The sequence below is a fragment of the Wolbachia endosymbiont (group B) of Episyrphus balteatus genome (assembly GCF_947250575.1).
Taxonomy (GTDB): Bacteria; Pseudomonadota; Alphaproteobacteria; order Rickettsiales; family Anaplasmataceae; genus Wolbachia.
Map to the genome: position 1 here is coordinate 657,985 of NZ_OX366325.1, position 20,070 is coordinate 678,054.

The 20,070-nt window shown below is 34.5% G+C and carries 13 protein-coding genes and 1 pseudogene; 5 read left to right on the forward strand and 9 right to left on the reverse strand.

Annotated features, from left to right (window positions below; all coding sequences use genetic code 11):
* Positions 1–781: 781 nt before the first annotated feature.
* Positions 782–1,441 carry a DNA polymerase III subunit epsilon gene (dnaQ, locus tag OOL05_RS03195; RefSeq protein WP_406721753.1) on the forward strand — a complete coding sequence of 220 codons (660 nt, stop codon included), beginning with the start codon at positions 782–784 and terminating at the stop codon, positions 1,439–1,441.
* A gap of 80 nt (positions 1,442–1,521) precedes the next feature.
* Here the strand turns inward: dnaQ and OOL05_RS03200 are convergent, their stop codons facing one another.
* The 6 genes from OOL05_RS03200 to OOL05_RS03225 form a co-directional block, all read right to left on the reverse strand.
* Positions 1,522–2,349 carry a hypothetical protein gene (locus tag OOL05_RS03200; protein ID WP_264730773.1) on the reverse strand — a complete coding sequence of 276 codons (828 nt, stop codon included), beginning with the start codon at positions 2,347–2,349 and terminating at the stop codon, positions 1,522–1,524.
* Between the two features lie 91 nt (positions 2,350–2,440).
* Positions 2,441–3,589 (reverse strand): hypothetical protein, encoded by a 1,149-nt coding sequence (locus OOL05_RS03205; protein WP_264730774.1) that lies wholly within the window; start codon positions 3,587–3,589, stop codon positions 2,441–2,443.
* 203 nt (positions 3,590–3,792) lie between these two features.
* Entirely contained in the window at positions 3,793–4,956 is a 1,164-nt protein-coding gene (locus OOL05_RS03210; protein WP_264730775.1) for a hypothetical protein, read from the reverse strand.
* An 88-nt stretch (positions 4,957–5,044) separates the two neighbouring features.
* Positions 5,045–8,248, reverse strand: coding sequence for a glycoside hydrolase/phage tail family protein (locus tag OOL05_RS03215; RefSeq protein WP_264375497.1), 3,204 nt, complete (start codon positions 8,246–8,248; stop codon positions 5,045–5,047).
* A 511-nt stretch (positions 8,249–8,759) separates the two neighbouring features.
* The gene (locus OOL05_RS03220) at positions 8,760–10,094 is read right to left on the reverse strand and encodes an AAA family ATPase (protein ID WP_264730776.1); all 1,335 of its coding nucleotides are present in this window, start codon (positions 10,092–10,094) and stop codon (positions 8,760–8,762) included.
* Positions 10,095–10,399: 305 nt separating this feature from the next.
* The gene (locus OOL05_RS03225) at positions 10,400–11,557 is read right to left on the reverse strand and encodes an ankyrin repeat domain-containing protein (protein ID WP_264730777.1); all 1,158 of its coding nucleotides are present in this window, start codon (positions 11,555–11,557) and stop codon (positions 10,400–10,402) included.
* A 483-nt stretch (positions 11,558–12,040) separates the two neighbouring features.
* Between OOL05_RS03225 and OOL05_RS03230 the strand changes: the two are divergent.
* Positions 12,041–12,271: pseudogene (locus tag OOL05_RS03230) on the forward strand (transposase); the annotation flags it as partial.
* 166 nt (positions 12,272–12,437) lie between these two features.
* Here the strand turns inward: OOL05_RS03230 and OOL05_RS03235 are convergent.
* Both OOL05_RS03235 and uvrA read right to left on the reverse strand, forming a co-directional pair.
* Entirely contained in the window at positions 12,438–13,142 is a 705-nt protein-coding gene (locus OOL05_RS03235; RefSeq protein WP_010405036.1) for a ComF family protein, read from the reverse strand.
* 51 nt (positions 13,143–13,193) lie between these two features.
* Positions 13,194–16,007 carry an excinuclease ABC subunit UvrA gene (gene uvrA / locus OOL05_RS03240; protein WP_010405033.1) on the reverse strand — a complete coding sequence of 938 codons (2,814 nt, stop codon included), beginning with the start codon at positions 16,005–16,007 and terminating at the stop codon, positions 13,194–13,196.
* A gap of 325 nt (positions 16,008–16,332) precedes the next feature.
* On the opposite strand from uvrA, the gene OOL05_RS03245 reads away from it, so the two are divergent.
* Both OOL05_RS03245 and OOL05_RS03250 read left to right on the forward strand, forming a co-directional pair.
* A complete protein-coding gene (locus OOL05_RS03245; RefSeq protein WP_264375492.1) occupies positions 16,333–17,664 on the forward strand; it encodes an ankyrin repeat domain-containing protein in 1,332 nt (443 codons plus the stop codon).
* A gap of 60 nt (positions 17,665–17,724) precedes the next feature.
* Positions 17,725–18,723 (forward strand): pyruvate dehydrogenase complex E1 component subunit beta, encoded by a 999-nt coding sequence (locus tag OOL05_RS03250; protein ID WP_064085448.1) that lies wholly within the window; start codon positions 17,725–17,727, stop codon positions 18,721–18,723.
* A 2-nt stretch (positions 18,724–18,725) separates the two neighbouring features.
* Here the strand turns inward: OOL05_RS03250 and OOL05_RS03255 are convergent, their stop codons facing one another.
* Positions 18,726–19,082, reverse strand: a complete 357-nt coding sequence (locus OOL05_RS03255) for a TrbC/VirB2 family protein (RefSeq protein ID WP_007302624.1) — start codon at positions 19,080–19,082, stop codon at positions 18,726–18,728.
* Positions 19,083–19,281: 199 nt separating this feature from the next.
* Between OOL05_RS03255 and lepB the strand changes: the two genes are divergently transcribed.
* Complete coding sequence (lepB, locus tag OOL05_RS03260) at positions 19,282–20,067, forward strand: signal peptidase I (protein WP_064085447.1); 786 nt, start codon at positions 19,282–19,284, stop codon at positions 20,065–20,067.
* Positions 20,068–20,070 lie beyond the last annotated feature (3 nt).

Consider the following 20,070-nt stretch of genomic DNA (forward strand, 5'->3'; position numbering starts at 1 on the left):
GTGAGTTGCCCTAGGTTTGACTTTTTACTTAGCTGATCACAAAAAGTATGAATTTTACAGCACCTAAACCAGCTGTTTAAGATCTTATATAAGCAATTGACAGCTACTGAGATGCCAGTTAAAATATTTACATAGTATATTAACAGAGGGTAAGGTGGGTTTTAGTGGATATGTACATGATAAAGCTTTAACAATATCAGATGTAAGTGCTAAAATTGATATAAGAGAGCTAGCAAACTTTCTACAGAGTAAAAAAGGCATTAACGAGCTTAATTTAATAAATGTAGAGATTGATAGTAAAGATGTAAAAGAGTTAAGTAAACTTACACATCTTACTTCGCTCACTCTAAGGAACAATAAACTCGGTTTTGAAGGTGCAGGATATATAGGTCAAGGCAATCTAAAAAACCTTACTTTACTTGAAATAAGTAATAACAATATTGGAGACAGAGGTTTTGCATTTTTGATTGGCAGCAAACGTCTCCCAAATCTTACTTTATTAAATGTAGAAAACAACAACATTGTTGGAGTGTGGCGCCACCACTATGGAGGAGATATAGCACTCAAAAATCTCACCTCACTTTATGTAGAAGGTAACGGTAAAAAATTCTTAAATGATAAAGAAGTTATCCTTGATAGTATAAAAAAAAGCTCAATAACCGAAGTGCCTGGACACTCTAGAGTAAAAGATGGTGAAGGTGCTACAAAAAAATTAGTAGCTAAAAGAAAAAAAACGATACAAGCTACCAATAGTCAGTCAGATCCTAGTAGTAGGTTAAGTATAGAACTTTCCAAACAAGATGGGCTGCGTGAAATAGTACTTAACACTGAAACTACAGGTCTTGATGTCAATAGCCATCGAATTATCGAAATAGGGTGTGTAGAACTAATTAATCATATTCCAACAGGCAAAGTATTCCATCGATACATCAACCCAGAAAGGAGCATAGACAAAGGTGCATTTAAAGTTCACGGTATCAGCGAAGAATTTCTAAAGGATAAGCCATTATTTTCAGAGATTGCATCTGAATTTCTTAATTTTATATCTAGCGATACTTTGGTAATTCACAATGCTGGATTTGACATTAAATTTTTGAACATGGAACTTGGTAAACTGAATGCCAAATTAATCTCTTCAGACAGAGTGTTAGATACATTACCGCTTGCAAGAAAGAAATTTGGACCACCGGCTTCTTTAAGTGCATTGTGTGAGCGTTTTGGTATATCACTAGAGAGTAGGGAGTTACATGGAGCGCTAATTGACGCTGAGTTGCTAGCAAAAGTATATGTTGAGCGATTACAAACTCCTTTGGATCGATGTCAGCATGCAGTACGTAACTTATCTCTTAGAGGACACTTGCCAAGTAATGAAGAAGTTAGTGAGCAGTTAGATGAGATTAACGTATCTGTTCATGAGGGAGTAGTAGATAGAAGATTGTAAAAACGCCTTTTGCTTTCAGTAGCGAAATTATTCTCTCAATGAATGTGTTTTCTAGCTTTAAAAATGCGAATCTCAATATCTTATCTTGAATTACTTAACTGTTGGTTCAAGTTTAAGTTCTTATCATGGTATGTATTTACATCTTTTAACACTTTAAGTGGTTCACCTAGACTATGTTCCACTTTTGTCTCAAATTTAAATCCCAAATTTCCAAAAAATTCTTGAAAATACTCAATAGTAATGTCACACAAACTTCTACCACTTGCTTTATAATTTTTCAGCTCTTTCGGAATATTAATAAGCACTTTACCATCCTCATATGTTATGCTTCTACCCTTAGATTTTAACTTAAATTCTACTGAGCTGTAAAAACCTGGTGTTTTGATATCATTAACAAGATCACTGCTGCGTACCTTTATACAATCCATGCTAAAATTGAGTTTTAGACAATTGGAGTCACGGCAATCCATACTATAAGTTATTATTATATTAGAATCTAACACAAGCAAGCCAAATGGAGAAAGAGCCTTCAATATATGAAGAAACAGAAAATGATTATACCCTTCTTGATGATAGTTAGTTATCAATTCTTCCATGATAGAGTCACTCGGAACTTCTGCACCAGCATATTCAAATATTTTTATGAAAATTTGCTTAAGAAATGGACTATAGTTCTTTCTTCCATTCTCATCTTCTAAAATGAGATCTTTATGTTTTGAATATAGCTTCTCAATAAGCTCATTAGGCACTTCTTTCTCATTAATAGTAAGGTTGTGTGATCTACCAAGGTCAATATATGTATTATAACCAAAGCTCCAACAACCTGACTTTACTGGTATAGATTTTAAATCAGCATATTTGAGCTTTTTTACTTTAGCTTTCAGTGCATTAACTATTTTTTTTGACATATTATTCCCTCTATCACATAGATTAATACTAGTATTATATTTTATTGACTGTCAATTATTTAGAACCTTTGCTTTAAAGGACTTTCTATCTTTAACAACTGTTATGCAAGCGCATTGCTACCCTGTCTACTTCTGCTCCTTCCAGCTTGTTATCTACTCGTTCATGGTATAGATCTTTTCCCTTCATCCAGGATAGGTCACCATTTATTGTACAAACGTAATTGCCATTGTTCTTTTCGAAAAAAAATAGCCCTAGTTTGCTTTCGTCTTGACCGATCAATCCATTACGGACTACTTCCACGGTATAAAATTGACCTAAATTTAAACCTATTTCACGATACCTAGAATAATGACAGACTAGCGGATCATATAGTTCTCTTATCTTACCATTTCTTAGATCAACTATTTTGCGCTCTATCTTATCTAATTCCTCTATAATACTCTTCCCTTTTTTCTTCGCTTCATTATCTAACAGCTGTTTCTCTCCCAATTCTTTATAAATAGCAAAAAACCGTGATTTTTCTTCTTTCGCAAGATTAGATAAACGCCCTGCTAACTCATAGCACATTTTTTCTTGACTCAGTATTTCGCTTTTATATTTAGATAAAATATTAATCGCTATACGTGAACAACTTACTGCGATCAGGTCATTATTTAAATCCGTTTTAATAATTTTGCCGGTCTCTTGATTAACATGTGCAGTAACTTGCCCTAATAAAATTCCCTCAGGGATTGTTATATCCCTCCCTATATGAGAGTCAATGGCTTTTAAAGAATCAAAATCTATATATATCCCACCTTCGTGTCCTGTAAACTGCTTTAAGAGTGCCAGAGCAACTAATCTAAAAGTATCTATTTCAACAGCAAAGTATGTTCTTTGTTCATCTGTCATGTTATACATATCTCTAAAGAAATCTTTGATACTAGTATCTTTACCATCTATCTTCCACTCTTGATCTATTTCGCTCCAGTCATACTGATGCAAGTCTATAACATGTACTCCTTCAATTCCTTTCAGCTCATGTTTTAAACTATCTATTTGATTTTCTTCAAATCCAGGACCGTTGATAATCAAATATATATCCCTCTCTTCTTTATTTATTAATTTATGATTTTTTATTATATCTAAGTAATTAAGGTCACTGTTTTTACCATCTGGTAAAGATGCACCATGTACTCTTGGCACCCATGTTAGTATTATTGGCGCTTCATTTGATAATTTTTTTACATTACCGATCATTATTTTACCTCAACACATTAATATACTCATATTATAATGAAATTTTAGCGGCGTACAAATAAAATCTCCTAGGGGCTTAAACATTCTCGTTTCTATATGTAGGTGACTGTTTCGAAGAAAATTATTTTTCAGCTAATATTTTAACTACTTTACTGAATTTTCTAGCACCGAATCGACGATACTAGAAAGTTCTTTAATCAATGCTATATAAGTGATAGCTCTCCCATTGCTACTTCTGCTTCTTCTACACAGTATAAACTCTCACCCTTCATCCAGGATAAATCACTTCCTAGTAAGGAAACATAATTACCATTATTACAATTAAAAGAAAATGATGGACATTTGCTTACTTTCTCACCACTTAATTGAACAAGAAGAGGTTTTATTGTACTCATTTGAGCAGAATTTAAGCTAAATTCACCAAGTCCGGTGTTAATATAATGAAAGTTTTCAATATTATATAGCTCTTGTATTCCATTGCTTTCAAAGTCTGAAATACATTTTTTTATCTTTTCCTTTGCTTGCTTAATTGTTTCATTTTTGAGTTCTTCATCTTTTATTAATAAGGAAACTCCTATATCTAATTCTTCTTCTTGTTCTAAGGCTAGAGATAAGCGCTTTTTAACCTCATTAAAAGCTTCTTTTTGGCTCAGTATTCTATCTTTATAATTAGACAAGATGCTAACTGCTACACTTGAATTATTTACCGCAATGCAATCATTATTTGTAAAAATCATTAGGTTTTTATATTCGTCGTAATGATTCGAGTTCTTTATATCTACTGCACTTGTGTAGTTCGTATTTCCTTCTTGATCAAGAAAACACGCTATAACATTTCCTAATAAAATTCCCTCAGGGATTGTTATATCCCTCCCTATATGAGAGTCAATGGCTTTTAAAGAATCAAAATCTATATATATCCCACCTTCGTGTCCTGTAAACTGCTTTAAGAGTGCCAGAGCAACTAATCTAAAAGTATCTATTTCAACAGCAAAGTATGTTCTTTGTTCATCTGTCATGTTATACATATCTCTAAAGAAATCTTTGATACTAGTATCTTTACCATCTATCTTCCATCCTTGATCTATTTCGCTCCAGTCATACTGATGCAAGTCTATAACATGTACTCCTTCAATTCCTTTCAGTTCACATTTTAAATCATCTATTTGATTTTCTTTGAACCCAGGACCGTTGATAATCAAATATATATCCCTCTCTTCTTTATTTATTAATTTATGATTTTTTATTATATCTAAGTAATTAAAGTCACTGTTTTTACCATCTGGTAAAGATGCACCATATACTCTTGGTACCCAAGTTAGTATTATTGGCGCTTCATTTGATAATTTTTTTACATTACCGATCATTATTTTACCTCACTATATTGCTATGTTTATAATATAGTGGATTTTTTAATAAAATGCAACTAGACATTAAGATTTCACTTACGCTCTCTCAGTTTACAATTTTTGTTTCCGTATTATCTAATGAATCACCGTAAGTGACTGCCTTAAGATAAAACTTTCTACCTTTTTGCACTTCAAAAGAAATTATTGAATCATCAAGTAGAATAAATTTTTCACCTGAGGTGTGTTCATATTTCTTAGTACCCTCTTGGCCTCTAATTAGGTCGATAAGCTGATATTTATTCTTACCTATGAGCTTTGCTCTTTCGAATTTTATTACCTCTTTTCCAACCAGCGCTAACACAGTTGGACTCATGACGTCTATCTTACCAAAACGCAGTACTACTGTAATTCCCTCATCGGTAAATTCGATTACATATCCGTAAGTAGATTGTATATTTGCACTTGCGATAGGCTTATAATCTTTATCATCATACGAAATAAAGAGCGTTGCTCCTTTCCAATTCTCTTCTTCACCAATTAAAGTAAAGCTTGCGATATTACCTTTAATATGCTGTAAATCTATCATTTCCATGATAGATTTACTGACGCGAGAAGGAGGGTATTCTTTAAGCATAAGTGATCTTGTTGAAGGAAAGGAGAGCTTGTATATAGAGGGATCATAACCAACTCCCATTACTTGAATGGACATGCTTTCAAACTTTGTTTTTATAATTCTCATCGTATGTCTTTTCTCGCCATCTGAAATTGCTATGACATCACTTGGTAAAAGCCATGCATATTTTATCGGGAGCTTAAAGTTGTATACATTTCTCTCTTGCCACGAAGAATAAAGTAAAACTTCAGCTATATTTTGCGCCTCCCCTTCCTCCATAATGAGAGGTATTTCAACTGTTGCAGCATTGCCCTGCTTTGGCAGTTCAGCATATTTCACATCAATTGGATAGCCAAAATTGCGGTTAAAATAGACAACATTGACTTTACTATTTAAATCTAGCTGACTAATATTAACAAGTTTTGCAACGTTATTGGTAACCATCTCGCCAATTGGTATTTCAGTTTTCACTCCCCTGCCCTTTTGAATAAATTTCAGTTTTGAGTTCTGTTCAACCACATCAAAAAAATAGCACCTTCGCAGCATTTTAATAATTGAGCGTACGGGTTGCTGATCATTTATTACATACCCAGATAGTAATCCTTTAACATCACTTGTATCAAACTGATCGCCTTTGAGACCTACCTTTTGCAACAGATCAGACAAAACATCGGAAACATTAAGTTGTGAAATTTTTCCCTGAATCCAGTGCCCGGTCTGCCAGTTATGGCAGTCAGCCCACATGTCACATAAATTGGGGAAATAAGGAAATGGCCTTGCATCCCACGCCCAGAGGAACATTTTCTCCACCATTTCTGAGCTTTGCCACTTTTTTAATGTTCCTTCGATTGCAGTTTTCTGCGAAAGAAAGCTCACCTCTCCGTTTGAGTATCGTGGATATTTACTCTCTATACTACCTTTATCAACAAACACATTGGGCTCATTAGTGCAGCCGTTCATACTGGGAAATCCATATTCGGTAAACCATATTTTCTTCATTTTTGGTTGCCATTTTGTTTTACTACCACCTGGATTTACATGAACTTCACTCCACCATTTCTCGATATTTTTCCACGCATATTCGCTGTCATTATACTTTATTTTCTCAGGATCACTTTTTGAGTAATCGTAAAAATAATCATACCCTACCCCACTGCTCCAACCACCCGTTACATCTTTCGCAGAATAGCCAAAAGGAGGTTCTTCGCCATCGGTGAGTGGAAAGTAAGCATCTATGCCAATAACATCGATGAACTGTGAAGACCATAGTTCATCCATATTATACCAACCATCATATGAATGATACTCACTCCAATCGGCAGCGTAAGTTACGTTTACTTCTTTTCCAAGCTGAAATTTTACTTGCTTTGCAACTTTAACTAGCTCTGCTACTGCAGGATAGTTACCCTCTACGTCTTTTACTCTGGTAAGCTGAGCAAACTCAGAACCAATAATAAACCCTTCCACTTTAGTTTGTTTGGCAATGCTCGTGTAATGCTCTATGAATTTGCTATACTGATTCTCAAAAAAATCACTTATATCCTGAGGAGTACCGCTCAATTTTCCTCGCCACTCTTTGTTTTTTGTGTCAAGCAAGAGCATTGGATAGAGCATCACCTTATAACCTCTGCTATGCAGCTCTTCTATATATCTTATTAGTGCTGCATCGCTAACTGTACCACCATATCTTGGATTTCCATGATTATCTTTTGAAATGAGCTGGGCATTATCCCTGGTTATATTTCCCACTTGCCAATCATCAGGCACTATAGCAGAATCGTCTTGAAATTCAACTGCAGGATATATTTTACAATCTTTGATATTCAAACTGCTTGCAAACCAATTAACCACTACCGATGCCCATTCAACATTTGGTAAACTTTCCTTCAATTGGTCCAAAGAAAGCATAGCATCGCTCTTTTTTGTGTGATTATTGTGATTTACTCTTTGTACCGGTCCATAGGGAATATATTGACTACTGCTTATTTTTTCTCGTGCAATTTTCTTCTGTATTTTCGTATCATACACAAACTCCCCTGAACCTGGTATGATATTGATATTTTTAATGTTTTCTGCTACTGAGAATCCACTGAGCTTCAGTGCAGTTTGCACTTCAAATGTAAACACCGGAACACGATTACTATAGTCTGCCAAAGGGAAATTTTTGATGACTATGTAAGATATTCCTCTATAAGCTGGTACATTCTTCTCACCTTCGATTGATAACATAAACGGATCAGGGTTTTGGTCTTCTCTGCCGTGGTAAAAAGTATAATCTATTTCATCAAAACTAAGCGATTTTATATCCGCCCAGATTCTATTTAATTTTTCTACTTTCCCCTTGCAAATTGCAATTGCGAGTGTTGCATAGTAGTTATATGTAATATTTATACCTCTTCCTGTTTTATTTTGAGTGGTTATCGCCTCCTCTTTTATTGGCTGTGACCAAATAATGTTTCCAGCAATGCGAGCAGTGCCATAGATAATTGGAATTGCTTTGCCATAAGTTGAGGTTTGAACTTGCAGATTTTTCAGCCTCGCCCCATGCGTTATCTTTTGCTCGGCATCAAGACCAAATATTGCATTATCAAGCTGTGCACCAAGCAGAGCACCGAGTTCTGAGCCAGCAATCTGGCCAATTGGCCCAAAAATACTGCCCGCTTTACTTAAAATTGATGATAAAATTATTGTAGACATAATATTCTCCTTTTTAATAGATTGTTTTGAATTTTTGAAAGAAGATCCCAGACTGGGATAAAATTGGGACCTACTATATAGTAGTGTCATGCGACTGGTATCCAGGAAAAAAAGGATGTAATCCGAGTAGCCCTTTTCCTGTCATCCGAGTAGCTGACACTGGGATCCATTGTTCTTTATTTCTGAATTCCAGCGTCACGCGCTGGAATGACATTAAATGATTTTTCTTTGAATTTGAGTTATGCAAGCAAGCCCCTTTGTTGTCATGCAAGTAGCCCCTTCGATGTCACCCGAGTAGCCCTCTTCCTGTCATCCCAGTACTGGGATCCAGCCTTTCTTACCAACAAAAAACTTGGCATAACTTGCGTGCTCAAAAAATTCCTAGATTCCAGTACTGGAATGACACCCTTTTAGAAGTTCAATGACCCTTCTGGATAAAAACTATTGTCAAGCACTGGAATGACATGATTCGACTTGCATGACGTCATCCCAGACTGTGTAGTAATTCTCTTTATTCCTCGATTTGCCACTTACTTCCTCGAGAAGATACATCACTCAATGAAGAGCTTACTGATGAACTTCTAGATAAGCTTCCAGATGATAGCCTTGTATCCTTGTTTTTAGTTTTTCCGTTACTATGTTTCTCATTCTTCTTATCTTCAATGTTATGTTCCTTCTTAAATCTTTCACATAAAGTGAAAATAGGAGTGCTTTTGCCTTTACTTTTCTCCTCTCGTATATACTTGGCTAAACCAATCAGATTTGCTGGTGAAAAACCATTAGTACTCTTTACAATAGTTTCAATATTTAGAGGGCTTAATTCTTTGAGATATTCTTGTAGTATTCCCCTACGTGTACTTTCTTTATCCAGCCCAGGAACCTCAATACACTCCAAACGACCACCCCTAGTAAACGCAGTATCTAAATGATCCTTATGATTAGTTGCAGCAATCACCGTTATATTTTTTGAGGATAAAAACTCTTTATCCAATTTAGTGAGTAAATAAGTTAAAGGCCCTGCATCCTCATTAACAGTTCGCTTTTTACCAACTCCGTCAATCTCATCTATAAAAATCATACAAGGACTGTTTGTCTCTGCTTTCTCAAAAACTTGATCTATATTCCTTTGACTAGACAAGCAAGACGCAGAAACAGACATAAACGCAAACAGAGATTTAGTTTGATTTGCAATTGCCTTACTAATACTAGTCTTACCAGTTCCTGGTGGACCGTACAAGAGATATCCTCCGCTTTTTGACTCACAAATTCCTCTCAACTTTTCTTTTATGTCATTTGGTAATATAATATCACTAAATGTTGTATTCCACCCTCTTTCTTCATCTTTTGCGTAAAATTCCATATTCAGCTTTGCTTCTACTTCATTTTTTGTTGCAGGACTATTAATTAACCTTGCAGAAAGATCACTAACCTCTTTTTTTAACCCATTCACTTCATCTTTCGTTACAAAATTCTCTGAAATTCTATGAACTTTTTCTTCTAGATCACTAAACCCGTATTTATTTTCTTTATCCTTTCCATCTTCTAATTCTTCTTTAATTGGAGTTAGCTTATTTTCTTCTTTCCTTAACCCTTTATTCGGCTCTTCGACTTCAGCTTTCGAGTTTTCTTGAGATTTTTTATTTTGTTTAATCATTTTATATGAAAACACAATTACTACTGCAGAAAGCGCAAATAAAATAAAAATAACAGGGGGAGCTATATTTAAAGCTGCAACTGAAGATAAAAATGCAACGTAAGGAGCTACAGCAAAAACTCCAGATGTAATTAATGTAAGGGAAGCAATAGCACCAGCTATAAAAAAAGTTATATTAGCTCTATTAGACATATTTTAGCTTATAAACAGTTAATTTATAAATAATACATTTAAAGAGTACAAGCTTTTCATAGTAAAGCAAGACTAACTTAAGGCATCCTTAATCAATCTATGATCGAGGTATTATGCAGTATTAAGATATAAGATGGTATGTTGTATTTTTAATTCAGTGTTCTTTTTCTATCATTCCAGGGTACTGGAATGATAGATGCTATGATAAGAAATTCAATAACTTAAAGTAGGTAATTAAAGCCTCTAATTAAGATCTAAATCTATAGTTATTATAAGCAACACTAAAGAAGTGCGGAAGTAAAAATTTACGAAAGAGCATTATGTATACATATGCTTTGTAGATTCACATTTTGCCACTCTCCTGTTAAGCTTTGCCGCTCTTCCATTATGTTTTGTCGCTCTTTTATTTCTTTTATTTCGTTATCGAATTTTGACATTAGATATTTAGCATAACCAGATGTTAATGATGTTGATGCAGATACAGCTATTGCTGCCGTAACAGATGTTAATGTAATTTCCATTGTCTCGGTTATAAAAAGCGTCGATGTTACAAAATTCCCTAACATGGCAACTAAGCCACCAACAACTACACTACCTTGAACTACTTTATTTTTTAAAAACCCTTTTATACTCTCTACCATATCTTCTTGGTGATTTATAATGGCATAATACAAAGGAGTTTTCTGCAAACTATCTTTTTCATAAACATCTGCACCTCTGTCTAGTAGAGCATCTACTATCTCTAAATAGCCATTTTTAGCAGCATAATGCAAAGGAGTACTACCATTTCTATCTTTTACATGAACACTTGCGCCTTCAGCTAACAGAGCATCTACTATCTCTAAATAGCCATTTTTAGCAGCATAATGCAAAGGAGTACTACCATTTTCATCTTTTACATTAATATCTGCACCTGTTTTTAGTAGAACATTTACTACATCTATGAATTTATATATAGTAGCATAATGCAAAGGAGTACTACCACTTCTGTCTTTTACATTCACATCAGCACCTGTTTTTAGTAGAACATTTACTACATCTATGAATTTATATATAGTAGCATAATGCAAAGGAGTACTACCACTTCTGTCTTTTACATTAACATCAGCACCTTTTTTTAGTAGAGCATTTACTACACCTACACATCGACTATAAACGGCATGATGCAAAGCAGTCTCTCTATTTTCACCTTCTACATGAACATCCACATGCCTATCTAATAAAACATTCACTAAATCCTTACAGCCAGCTGCTGCAGCTGCAATTAATAATGTAAATTCGGCATCAGGATCACTTTGGATGAATGTATGATTTATACTAAAATTTTTATTTTCCCACTCTTGATACGCTATTGTATCTTCCCTTCGCAATACCTCTTTTATTTTATTAATTACGTTATCTTTATTTACACTTGCATCTTTATCAATTGCACTTAATATCTTTTTCAGATTTTCAAAATCCATCTTTACCTCCTATAACTTTACGTTGCAGTTACTACACAATTACAAACAAAAGTAAACACATTTTTAGGAATTATTTAAAAAAAGAAACCATTGAAAAAGTCAGTGATTTGCAATAAATAACTGATCCATTTAATTGAAAGAAATATGTGATGTAACTATAGTCATTATAAACAACAATAGAAAAAACACGGAAGTAAAAAATTTATATTGATCTTATCATATTTATTATTAGCATAATTATAAACATGGGAAAGCAAATACAAGTCAACTTATCTAAAAAAAATAGTGAGAGGGTCTTATCTGGCGCAAAATGGATGGCCAACCTTAGTGAAAATTATTTTGCATCATTGAATAATAACAGCATTAAACCAGCCAGCTCTATAAGAAAACTAATAGAGGCTTTTTTACTTGTTCCAATTATTACATCCAGTGCTATTACACTAGCATGTACCTATTTTTTTCTGAATGCAGTGAGTATTCAAAAATATGATTGCAGCTTTGAATAAGGGAAAAATTATGGCGCCTATGATTTTTGAAGGCTATTGCGATACAGACGTTTTTAATAGCTAGTTCAAGCTTTTTGCTGGGTGATTTTGGATAATGCAACTTTTCATAGAAAATAAGTGACTTTGTTAAAAGTGTCGGTGCTGAAGTTATATATCTGCCTCCATATTCTCCTGATTTTAATCAAACCATTGGTTTGTTATAAAAAATTGAGCCAGAAAGAATATTCAGCTATTCGAACTATTAGAAAAAGAGCTATAATTATAGACTCCGTATACACTATAACTAGACTTTTTTTTAAGAGGAATGATACAGAAGTTAGTACTAAGACACTAAACAGTTTTCAAAAATGAAAATTATACCTTAAAGCTGATTTTCATACAGTTCTTGCAAGCGATAGCACTCTCACTTCTCTTGCACCAGAGTTTAAAATTTCCTGAGAGCAAGACCTTGCGGTTGCGCCAGTTGTTACTACATCATCAACCAATATCACGATTTTGTTTTTGATAATTTCGCTGTTACTTACTTTAAAAGTATTTTTCAAATTTTTTTCACGCTGTTTAAGTGAAAGACCAGCTTGAGGTTTGGTGTGACGAATACGTTTTATTGCAAATGGTGTATAAGATAAATTAGATAACTTACTTAATTCCTTCGCGAGCAATGCTGCTTGATTATATTTACGTTTAAATAAGCGTATTTTATGTAGCGGTATGGGAACTATGACCTCTGCATTTTGAAACATGTCTTTGTTAGCTTTGTACATCCACTTTGCATAGACTTTCACATAATTTAAATTATCAAAAAATTTAAAATTTATAATCATATTTTTGCTATGTTCATCATAAGCAAAAACTGATCTTAATACTTTAAATGGTGAAGGGTTACTGATGCATTTACCACATGTATCAATGTTATCTGGAATTACTACACCACAAACATTACAGTAATGCTTAGTTAAAAAATTGATTTTTTTATTGCATTCACTACATAAATCATAACTTTTATCAATTATACGTTCACAACTTACGCATACGTTTGGAAATATGAGATCTGTAGCTTTTTTTAATAAGAGAAGATTCATGAATTAAATATGTTAGGTATACCTTTTAAAATGCTCCTCATAACCTAATTATTAAGAAATAGTCGATACTTGATCCAATAAATATGTTTTAAGATACTTGCCTGTAACGCTTTTTGGAGTCTGTGCAACTTTTTCTGGAGTTCCTACAGCAACCACTTCGCCACCTTTTACTCCACCCTCTGGACCAATATCTATTATGTAATCAGCAGTTTTTATAACATGTAAATTGTGCTCAATAACTATAACAGTATTTCCTAAATCAACTAGCCTATGGAGTATTTTCAGTAAATTATTTACATCTTCAAAATGTAACCCAGTTGTTGGCTCATCGAGAATATACAATGTTTTCCCGGTAAATCGCTTTGATAGTTCCTTAGACAGCTTTATTCGTTGTGCTTCACCCCCGGACAACGTTGTTGACGACTGTCCAAGCGTTATATAGCCAAGCCCTACTTCCTGTAAAGAAATCAACTTTTCCTTTATCATTGGAAGATTTTCAAAAAAGTCACATGCTTGATCTATTGTCATATCAAGCACATCAGAAATTGATTTTCCCTTGTAAGTAACTTCCAATGTTTCTCGGTTATACCTCTGTCCTCTACATTGCTCACATTTCACATAAACGTCCGGTAGGAAATGCATCTCGATCTTTAAATGCCCATCACCTTTACAAGCTTCACATCTTCCTCCCTTGGTATTAAATGAAAATCGGCCTATATTGTAACCTCGTGCCTTCGACTCTGGGAGACCTGCAAACCAATTTCTGATGTGAGTAAACATACCAACATATGTTGCTGGATTTGATGCTGGGGTCCTACCAATTGGCGATTGATCAACTTCTATAATTTTATCTATATACTCAAGGCCTTCTATTTTGTCGCATTGACCATGCCTTGCAGATGAATGATTTATCTTGTGTGCTGAATATTTATATAATGTTTCTATCACTAAACTTGATTTCCCTCCTCCTGATATTCCAGTAACACAAATAAAATTCCCTATAGGAAATTCAACATTTATATTTTTTAAGTTGTTCTCACAAGCATTAACTACCTTTATGAACTGAGTTGTTTGCTTTCTTCTTTTTGAAATTGAAATTTCCTTCTTTCCACTTAAATACTGTCCTGTTATGCTTTCTGAATTTTTTTGTACCTGATCTGGTGTTCCTTCTGCAACGATTTTTCCTCCATTCACGCCAGCTCCAGGACCAATATCAATCACATAATCAGCAGCCATTATTGTGTCTTCATCATGTTCAACAACAATCACAGTATTACCCATGTCTCTCAGATTTTTAAGTGTGGTAATTAATCGATCATTATCACATTGATGAAGGCCAATTGAGGGCTCATCAAGCACGTATAGCACTCCTGTTAAACCAGAGCCAATTTGCGAAGCAAGCCTGATCCTCTGGCTTTCACCACCAGAGAGAGTGCTAGATTCACGGTCAAGTGTAAGGTAATTTAGCCCTACATTCTTTAAAAATGTCAGCCTTTTGATTATTTCGTTTAATATTTTATTTGAAATTTGCCTTTGTTGTTCTGTAAGTTTGTCTGATAAATTTCCAAACCACTTAAGGGATTCATCGATGCTGAGCCTTGATATTTCACCTATATGTTTTTCGTCAATTTTCACTGTAAGTGCTTCTTTTCTCAATCTATAGCCAGCACATTCTTTGCAGTCAGTAACAGAACAATACCTATCAATAAGTGATGCATCGTAATCCATCTGGCGTTCTAGGATACTGACCAAACCTTGAAATTTCATTTCTCTAGAGCCAAAAAGTATTAAATCCTTCACTTTTTGGTCTATATTCTTCCACGGAACATCAAGGCTAAATTTGCAATTTTCAGCCAGTGATAGAATTGCATTTTTTAGCAATCCATAGTTTGTATGCACTTGACGGAACATTGATCCAATTGGCTTTAAAGCACCTTCAGATATCGAGAGCGTTTCGTCTGGCACTATTAGCTTTGCATCAACACTTAGTTTTTTACCGAGCCCACTGCATGAACTGCATGCACCGTAGGGGCTGTTAAAAGAAAACAATCTTGGCTCTATTTCTTCAAGAGTAAAGCCAGACTCAGGACATGCAAAATTCTCTGAGAAAGTTAAAGTTTGACCATTTTTATACTCGGAATTGTGGTTATCAGGTAAGTTCACTATTTCTGCATACATTAAGCCATGGCCCAGCCTCAATGCTGATTCTATACTGCCTGGTAGTCGATTTCCTATATCATCTGACATGGAGATTCTATCTGCAATAACAAAAATATCATGTTTCTTGTTTTTGTCGAGTTTAGGCAAGTCATCTATATTGTATGTTTCACCATCTATTTTTAGTCTCACGTAACCCTGCTTTTTAATTTCCAATATCTCTTTGAAGTGCTCTCCTTTTCTGCCACGCACAATAGGAGCAAGTATATATATTTTAGTTTCTAAAGGTAATGCTATAATAGTATCTACAATTTGAGATACAGCCTGTTTCGTTATTGGCAACCCAGTTACAGGCGAATAAGGTATTCCCACTCGTGCATATATCAAACGTACATAATCGTAAATTTCAGTAACGGTTCCAACAGTTGATCTTGGATTTTTTGAGATCGACTTTTGATTAATTGATATTGCAGGAGAGAGGCCTGTGATTGACTCAACATCTGGTTTATCTTGAATATTAAGAAATTGACGTGCATAAGCCGATAGACTTTCGACGTATCGGCGTTGGCCTTCTGCATAAATCGTATCGAATGCAAGGCTAGACTTACCAGAACCACTTAGTCCAGTTATAACAACTAACTTATTTTTTGGTATATTGACATCAATACCCTGCAAATTATGCTCTCTTGCACCTTTAACTCTGATCATACTTCATGTACCTTTGACCATTATAGCCTCAAAATACATAAACTCACAACAACTTGCTACTAATTTTTTTAACTGTTATGGAAAACGAAGTAGCATAACTAGTGCAAAACATTTTGCCACACAACTATATGAACATCTGTTTTCGCCAAGTTAGTTCGTACAACAAATGGTGTCATAAAAGTATGTTTTCTACAATCTCATCAAAAACATGCTTACCAATTTTTGGAAACAGGAAATTTTATTTTATATAAAATATAGAATTTTGATAAATTTAACTTTTTTGTGAGATTATGCAGTGATAAAAATAAATTGAGAGGGAAAGGTTGTGGCAATAGAGAAGGAGAAGTTTTTTGAAATAATAAATGAGGTAAGTAAAAGTGGAGGTTTGGATGAAGATAATTTACTTGAAAGAATAAAGAATGAGTTAAAAGGAAAAGATGCAGGAGAGTACAACAAGTTTAGTAAAAATTTTAGTAAAGAACATCAATTTAGTATAAAATTTTCAGAAGAAGCTGCAGAAGATTGGACGTTGTTACATCTTGCTGCAGCATGCAACAATCTTTTGATAGCGGAATTTCTAATGAAAAAGAAAGCAAGTGTTAGCGCTCGAGTAAAAGATGGTTCTAAAAATGATGGGCTAACTGCTTTGCATATTGCTGCTTCTTGTGGACATAAAGACATGGTAAAACGGTTACTAAATGACAATCGAGTCAATCCTTCATTAAAAAGTAAAAATAAGACTCCAAGAGAGATAGTTGGTAATACAGAGAATAAAGAAGCTATAGAGGAAATGTTAAAGAAAGCAGAACAAAATTTTTATACAAAGCATGAGAAAAAAACTGATGTATCAGCAGATGTTATAAATTCTGTGAAACAATACAATACCATACGTAGTGGTGAACAGGCTCCTGTGACGTGCGAAAGTAGTGACAGTATAGTAAGTGAGCAATACTTACATGCTGGTGTTAAGAATATGGTAGAAAAATTTGAGTCACCGCAAAGAGGAAGTGTTACATATAGTGGTAAACAGACTCCTATTGGTGAAAGCGTTAGTAGTGACGACAACGGTTTAGCACTTGAAACTACGTTTGATACTTCTTCCTACTCCGAAATAAATTACGACGGGGCAGCTAATGAAGTTGATAACCAAACTTTAGAAAGCCTGCAAACTCAAGTTCAGTTGAAAGATAGCCAAATTCGGAAGTTAGAAAAGCCAGGTAAAGAATTAAAACATGTTGAGAAAGAACTAGAAAAATCAAAGAGTGACGTAGCTGGACATGAGACTCGGTTAGAAATAGTTGATAAGCTCAGTAAAGAGAATCAATCACTAAAGCAAAAAATAAAAGATCTGGAAAACGAGAATACAACACTTAATAGTGAATTAAGCAAAACCAAAGCAAATAAAGTATTACTAGAAAAAACAGAAAAAAGACAACTGTCTTTCTTAAAAATTGCTTCTGTAAACTTTGCAATCATGTTGACAGTAGGTGTTGCCTTTAGTATAGCCTTCCAATTACCAATTCTATTGATGATTGCAACTTCTGTGATGTCTTCATTGATAGTCGGTGGAGTTACATACGCACTATCACCGCAACCTACTGAATTAAAAGAAGTAAGTATTCAATGCTCAATGCAACATGATGCTTGTAAAACTTAACTTGTGCGCTTCCTGGTAATTTTGATATAGTTATTTCAGTTGAAATCTACAGGTTTACAAATGGCAATCTTAAGTGTAAGAGAAGCTTTATGCACAGCGATCAGAGAAGAAATGCAAAATGACCCTGATATATTTATCATGGGTGAAGAAGTTGCAGAGTATGATGGTGCTTATAAAGTAACGAAAGGATTACTGAAAGAGTTTGGAGAAAATAGGGTAGTTGATACACCCATTACTGAACATGGATTTGCTGGTCTTGCTGTTGGAGCAGCATTTGCTGGACTGAGGCCAATAGTCGAGTTTATGACTTTTAATTTTTCTATGCAGGCTATCGACCAAATTGTGAATTCCGCAGCAAAAACAAATTATATGTCGGGTGGACAACTTGGATGCCCTATAGTATTTCGTGGACCAAATGGTGCTGCAGCAAGAGTTGCAGCACAACATTCTCAGTGCTTTGCATCTTGGTATTCGCATGTTCCAGGGTTGAAAGTAATAGCACCTTACTTTGCCTCCGATTGCAGAGGTCTGCTTAAAGCTGCAATTCGTGACCCTAATCCGGTAATATTTCTAGAAAACGAGATCGCTTATGGACATGAGCATGAAGTTCCTGACTCTGAGCTATCAAATAAAGATTATCTACTTGAGATAGGCAAAGCTGCTGTTATACGGGAAGGAAAGGATGTAACTATCACTGCTTTTTCATTGAAACTAATGGATGCGTTAAATGCAGCAGATTTACTCTCTAGTGAAGGAATAGAAGCTGAAGTTATCGACCTCAGAACCTTAAGACCACTTGACACTGAAACAGTTATTAACTCTATTAAGAAGACCAATAGATTAGTAAGCATAGAAGAGGGTTGGCCATTTGCAGGAATAGGAGCAGAACTCTCAGCCATGGTTATGGAACAAGGATTTGACTACCTTGACGCTCCGGTCGTAAGGGTAACCGGCAAGGATGTCCCCTTACCTTATGCTGCAAACCTAGAAAAGAAAGCATTACCACAAGTGGAAGATATAGTTGAAGCTGTGCACCAAGTCTGCTTTAGAAAGCAATAGCCCTATTGACTCTTTTTTTTATCTCCCGTTCCACATTCTTCCATAAAAGAGGCATTTGTAGAGTTTATACCACCCATTACTTTTATGACAATAGTTTTAGCGCCAAAAAACACAGCGCAAAATACACCGAGGGCGAAAAGAGCAGGCCACGGCATTCTACCAAATATTGCAAGTAAAGCTGCTCCTATTATCACTACGGTCATAAGCGGTCCACCTATTCCCCAAACGTAGCCAATAATATTACATATTACTTGAGCAGTTGTATCGTCATTAGAGTTAGCAGCACTTCCAACATGAGAAAAAGAAATAAATAATACTATAAGTAGAATACAAAAAACCTTTCTAATTGTAGGGTTCATCCCTATACCTTAAGTTTAAATATTATAATTATATCTAAAATAGTATAATTTTCAGTAAAACTAGCATTGTGATTTATACAATATTGCATAGCAAATGATGTCTATTGGTTATCAATCACTGTCAATTACTTGAGAGCTTATTTCGACTTTCGAAAAAGAGCAATAACACCCATGAGTAAAATTTCACATTACCACTTTTATGTGTTATGATAAGCTTAAATTTATAAAGAAAATAAAATTGAAAGAATTGAGAGAGAACCGGATAGCAAGAACGAGAAAGTTTTTATCTTCACTGTTTTTTTTGCTACTAATTGCGCTATCAATACGTAGTTTTTTATTTGAGCCATTTCATATTCCTTCTGGTTCAATGAAAAGCACTCTACTTGAGGGAGATTATATTTTTACTAGTAAATATTCATATGGTTATAGTAAACACTCTTTTCCATTTTCTCCAAACATCTTTAGCGGTAGAATCTTTTATACCCCTCCGGAGCGTGGTGATATAATAGTTTTCAAGCCTACAAGAAATGACAGCATTAGATTTGTTAAGCGGGTAATAGGAATACCTGGCGATAAAGTGCAAATGATAGAGGGGGAGTTATATTTAAATGATCAGAAAGTAAAGCGAAGACAAATTGAAAATTTTTTTGATTATGAGTCAAAGCGTAATATAGCAAGATACATCGAAACACTCCCGAGCGGCAAGGAGCATGAAATTCTAATAGATAATCTTTCTAATAAGTTATCATACAATACTCCAGTTTATTATGTGCCTGATGATCAATTTTTTGTTATGGGAGACAATAGAAATAATTCTTTTGATAGCAGGTTTTCTGAAATTGGGTTAATACCAACTGAAAATATAGTTGGGCGCGTAAGCATGGTTGGTTTATCGTTTAAATTAGGCAAAGTTGATTGGTTGCCGTTTGATTTTAGGTTACCTATTGCTCTGAGATTTGACAGGGTACTTCACAAAGTTTTATGAACT

What these genes read in the sequence shown, in the direction of transcription:
- OOL05_RS03200 (WP_264730773.1), bottom strand. Translation starts at nt 2,349, where the DNA reads ATGTCAAAAAAAATAGTTAATGCACTGAAAGCTAAAGTAAAAAAGCTC.
- OOL05_RS03205 (WP_264730774.1), bottom strand. Translation starts at nt 3,589, where the DNA reads ATGATCGGTAATGTAAAAAAATTATCAAATGAAGCGCCAATAATACTA.
- OOL05_RS03210 (WP_264730775.1), bottom strand. Translation starts at nt 4,956, where the DNA reads ATGATCGGTAATGTAAAAAAATTATCAAATGAAGCGCCAATAATACTA.
- OOL05_RS03215 (WP_264375497.1), bottom strand. Translation starts at nt 8,248, where the DNA reads ATGTCTACAATAATTTTATCATCAATTTTAAGTAAAGCGGGCAGTATT.
- OOL05_RS03220 (WP_264730776.1), bottom strand. Translation starts at nt 10,094, where the DNA reads ATGTCTAATAGAGCTAATATAACTTTTTTTATAGCTGGTGCTATTGCT.
- OOL05_RS03225 (WP_264730777.1), bottom strand. Translation starts at nt 11,557, where the DNA reads ATGGATTTTGAAAATCTGAAAAAGATATTAAGTGCAATTGATAAAGAT.
- OOL05_RS03235 (WP_010405036.1), bottom strand. Translation starts at nt 13,142, where the DNA reads ATGAATCTTCTCTTATTAAAAAAAGCTACAGATCTCATATTTCCAAAC.
- uvrA (WP_010405033.1), bottom strand. Translation starts at nt 16,007, where the DNA reads ATGATCAGAGTTAAAGGTGCAAGAGAGCATAATTTGCAGGGTATTGAT.
- OOL05_RS03250 (WP_064085448.1), top strand. Translation starts at nt 17,725, where the DNA reads ATGGCAATCTTAAGTGTAAGAGAAGCTTTATGCACAGCGATCAGAGAA.
- OOL05_RS03255 (WP_007302624.1), bottom strand. Translation starts at nt 19,082, where the DNA reads ATGAACCCTACAATTAGAAAGGTTTTTTGTATTCTACTTATAGTATTA.
- lepB (WP_064085447.1), top strand. Translation starts at nt 19,282, where the DNA reads ATGTGTTATGATAAGCTTAAATTTATAAAGAAAATAAAATTGAAAGAA.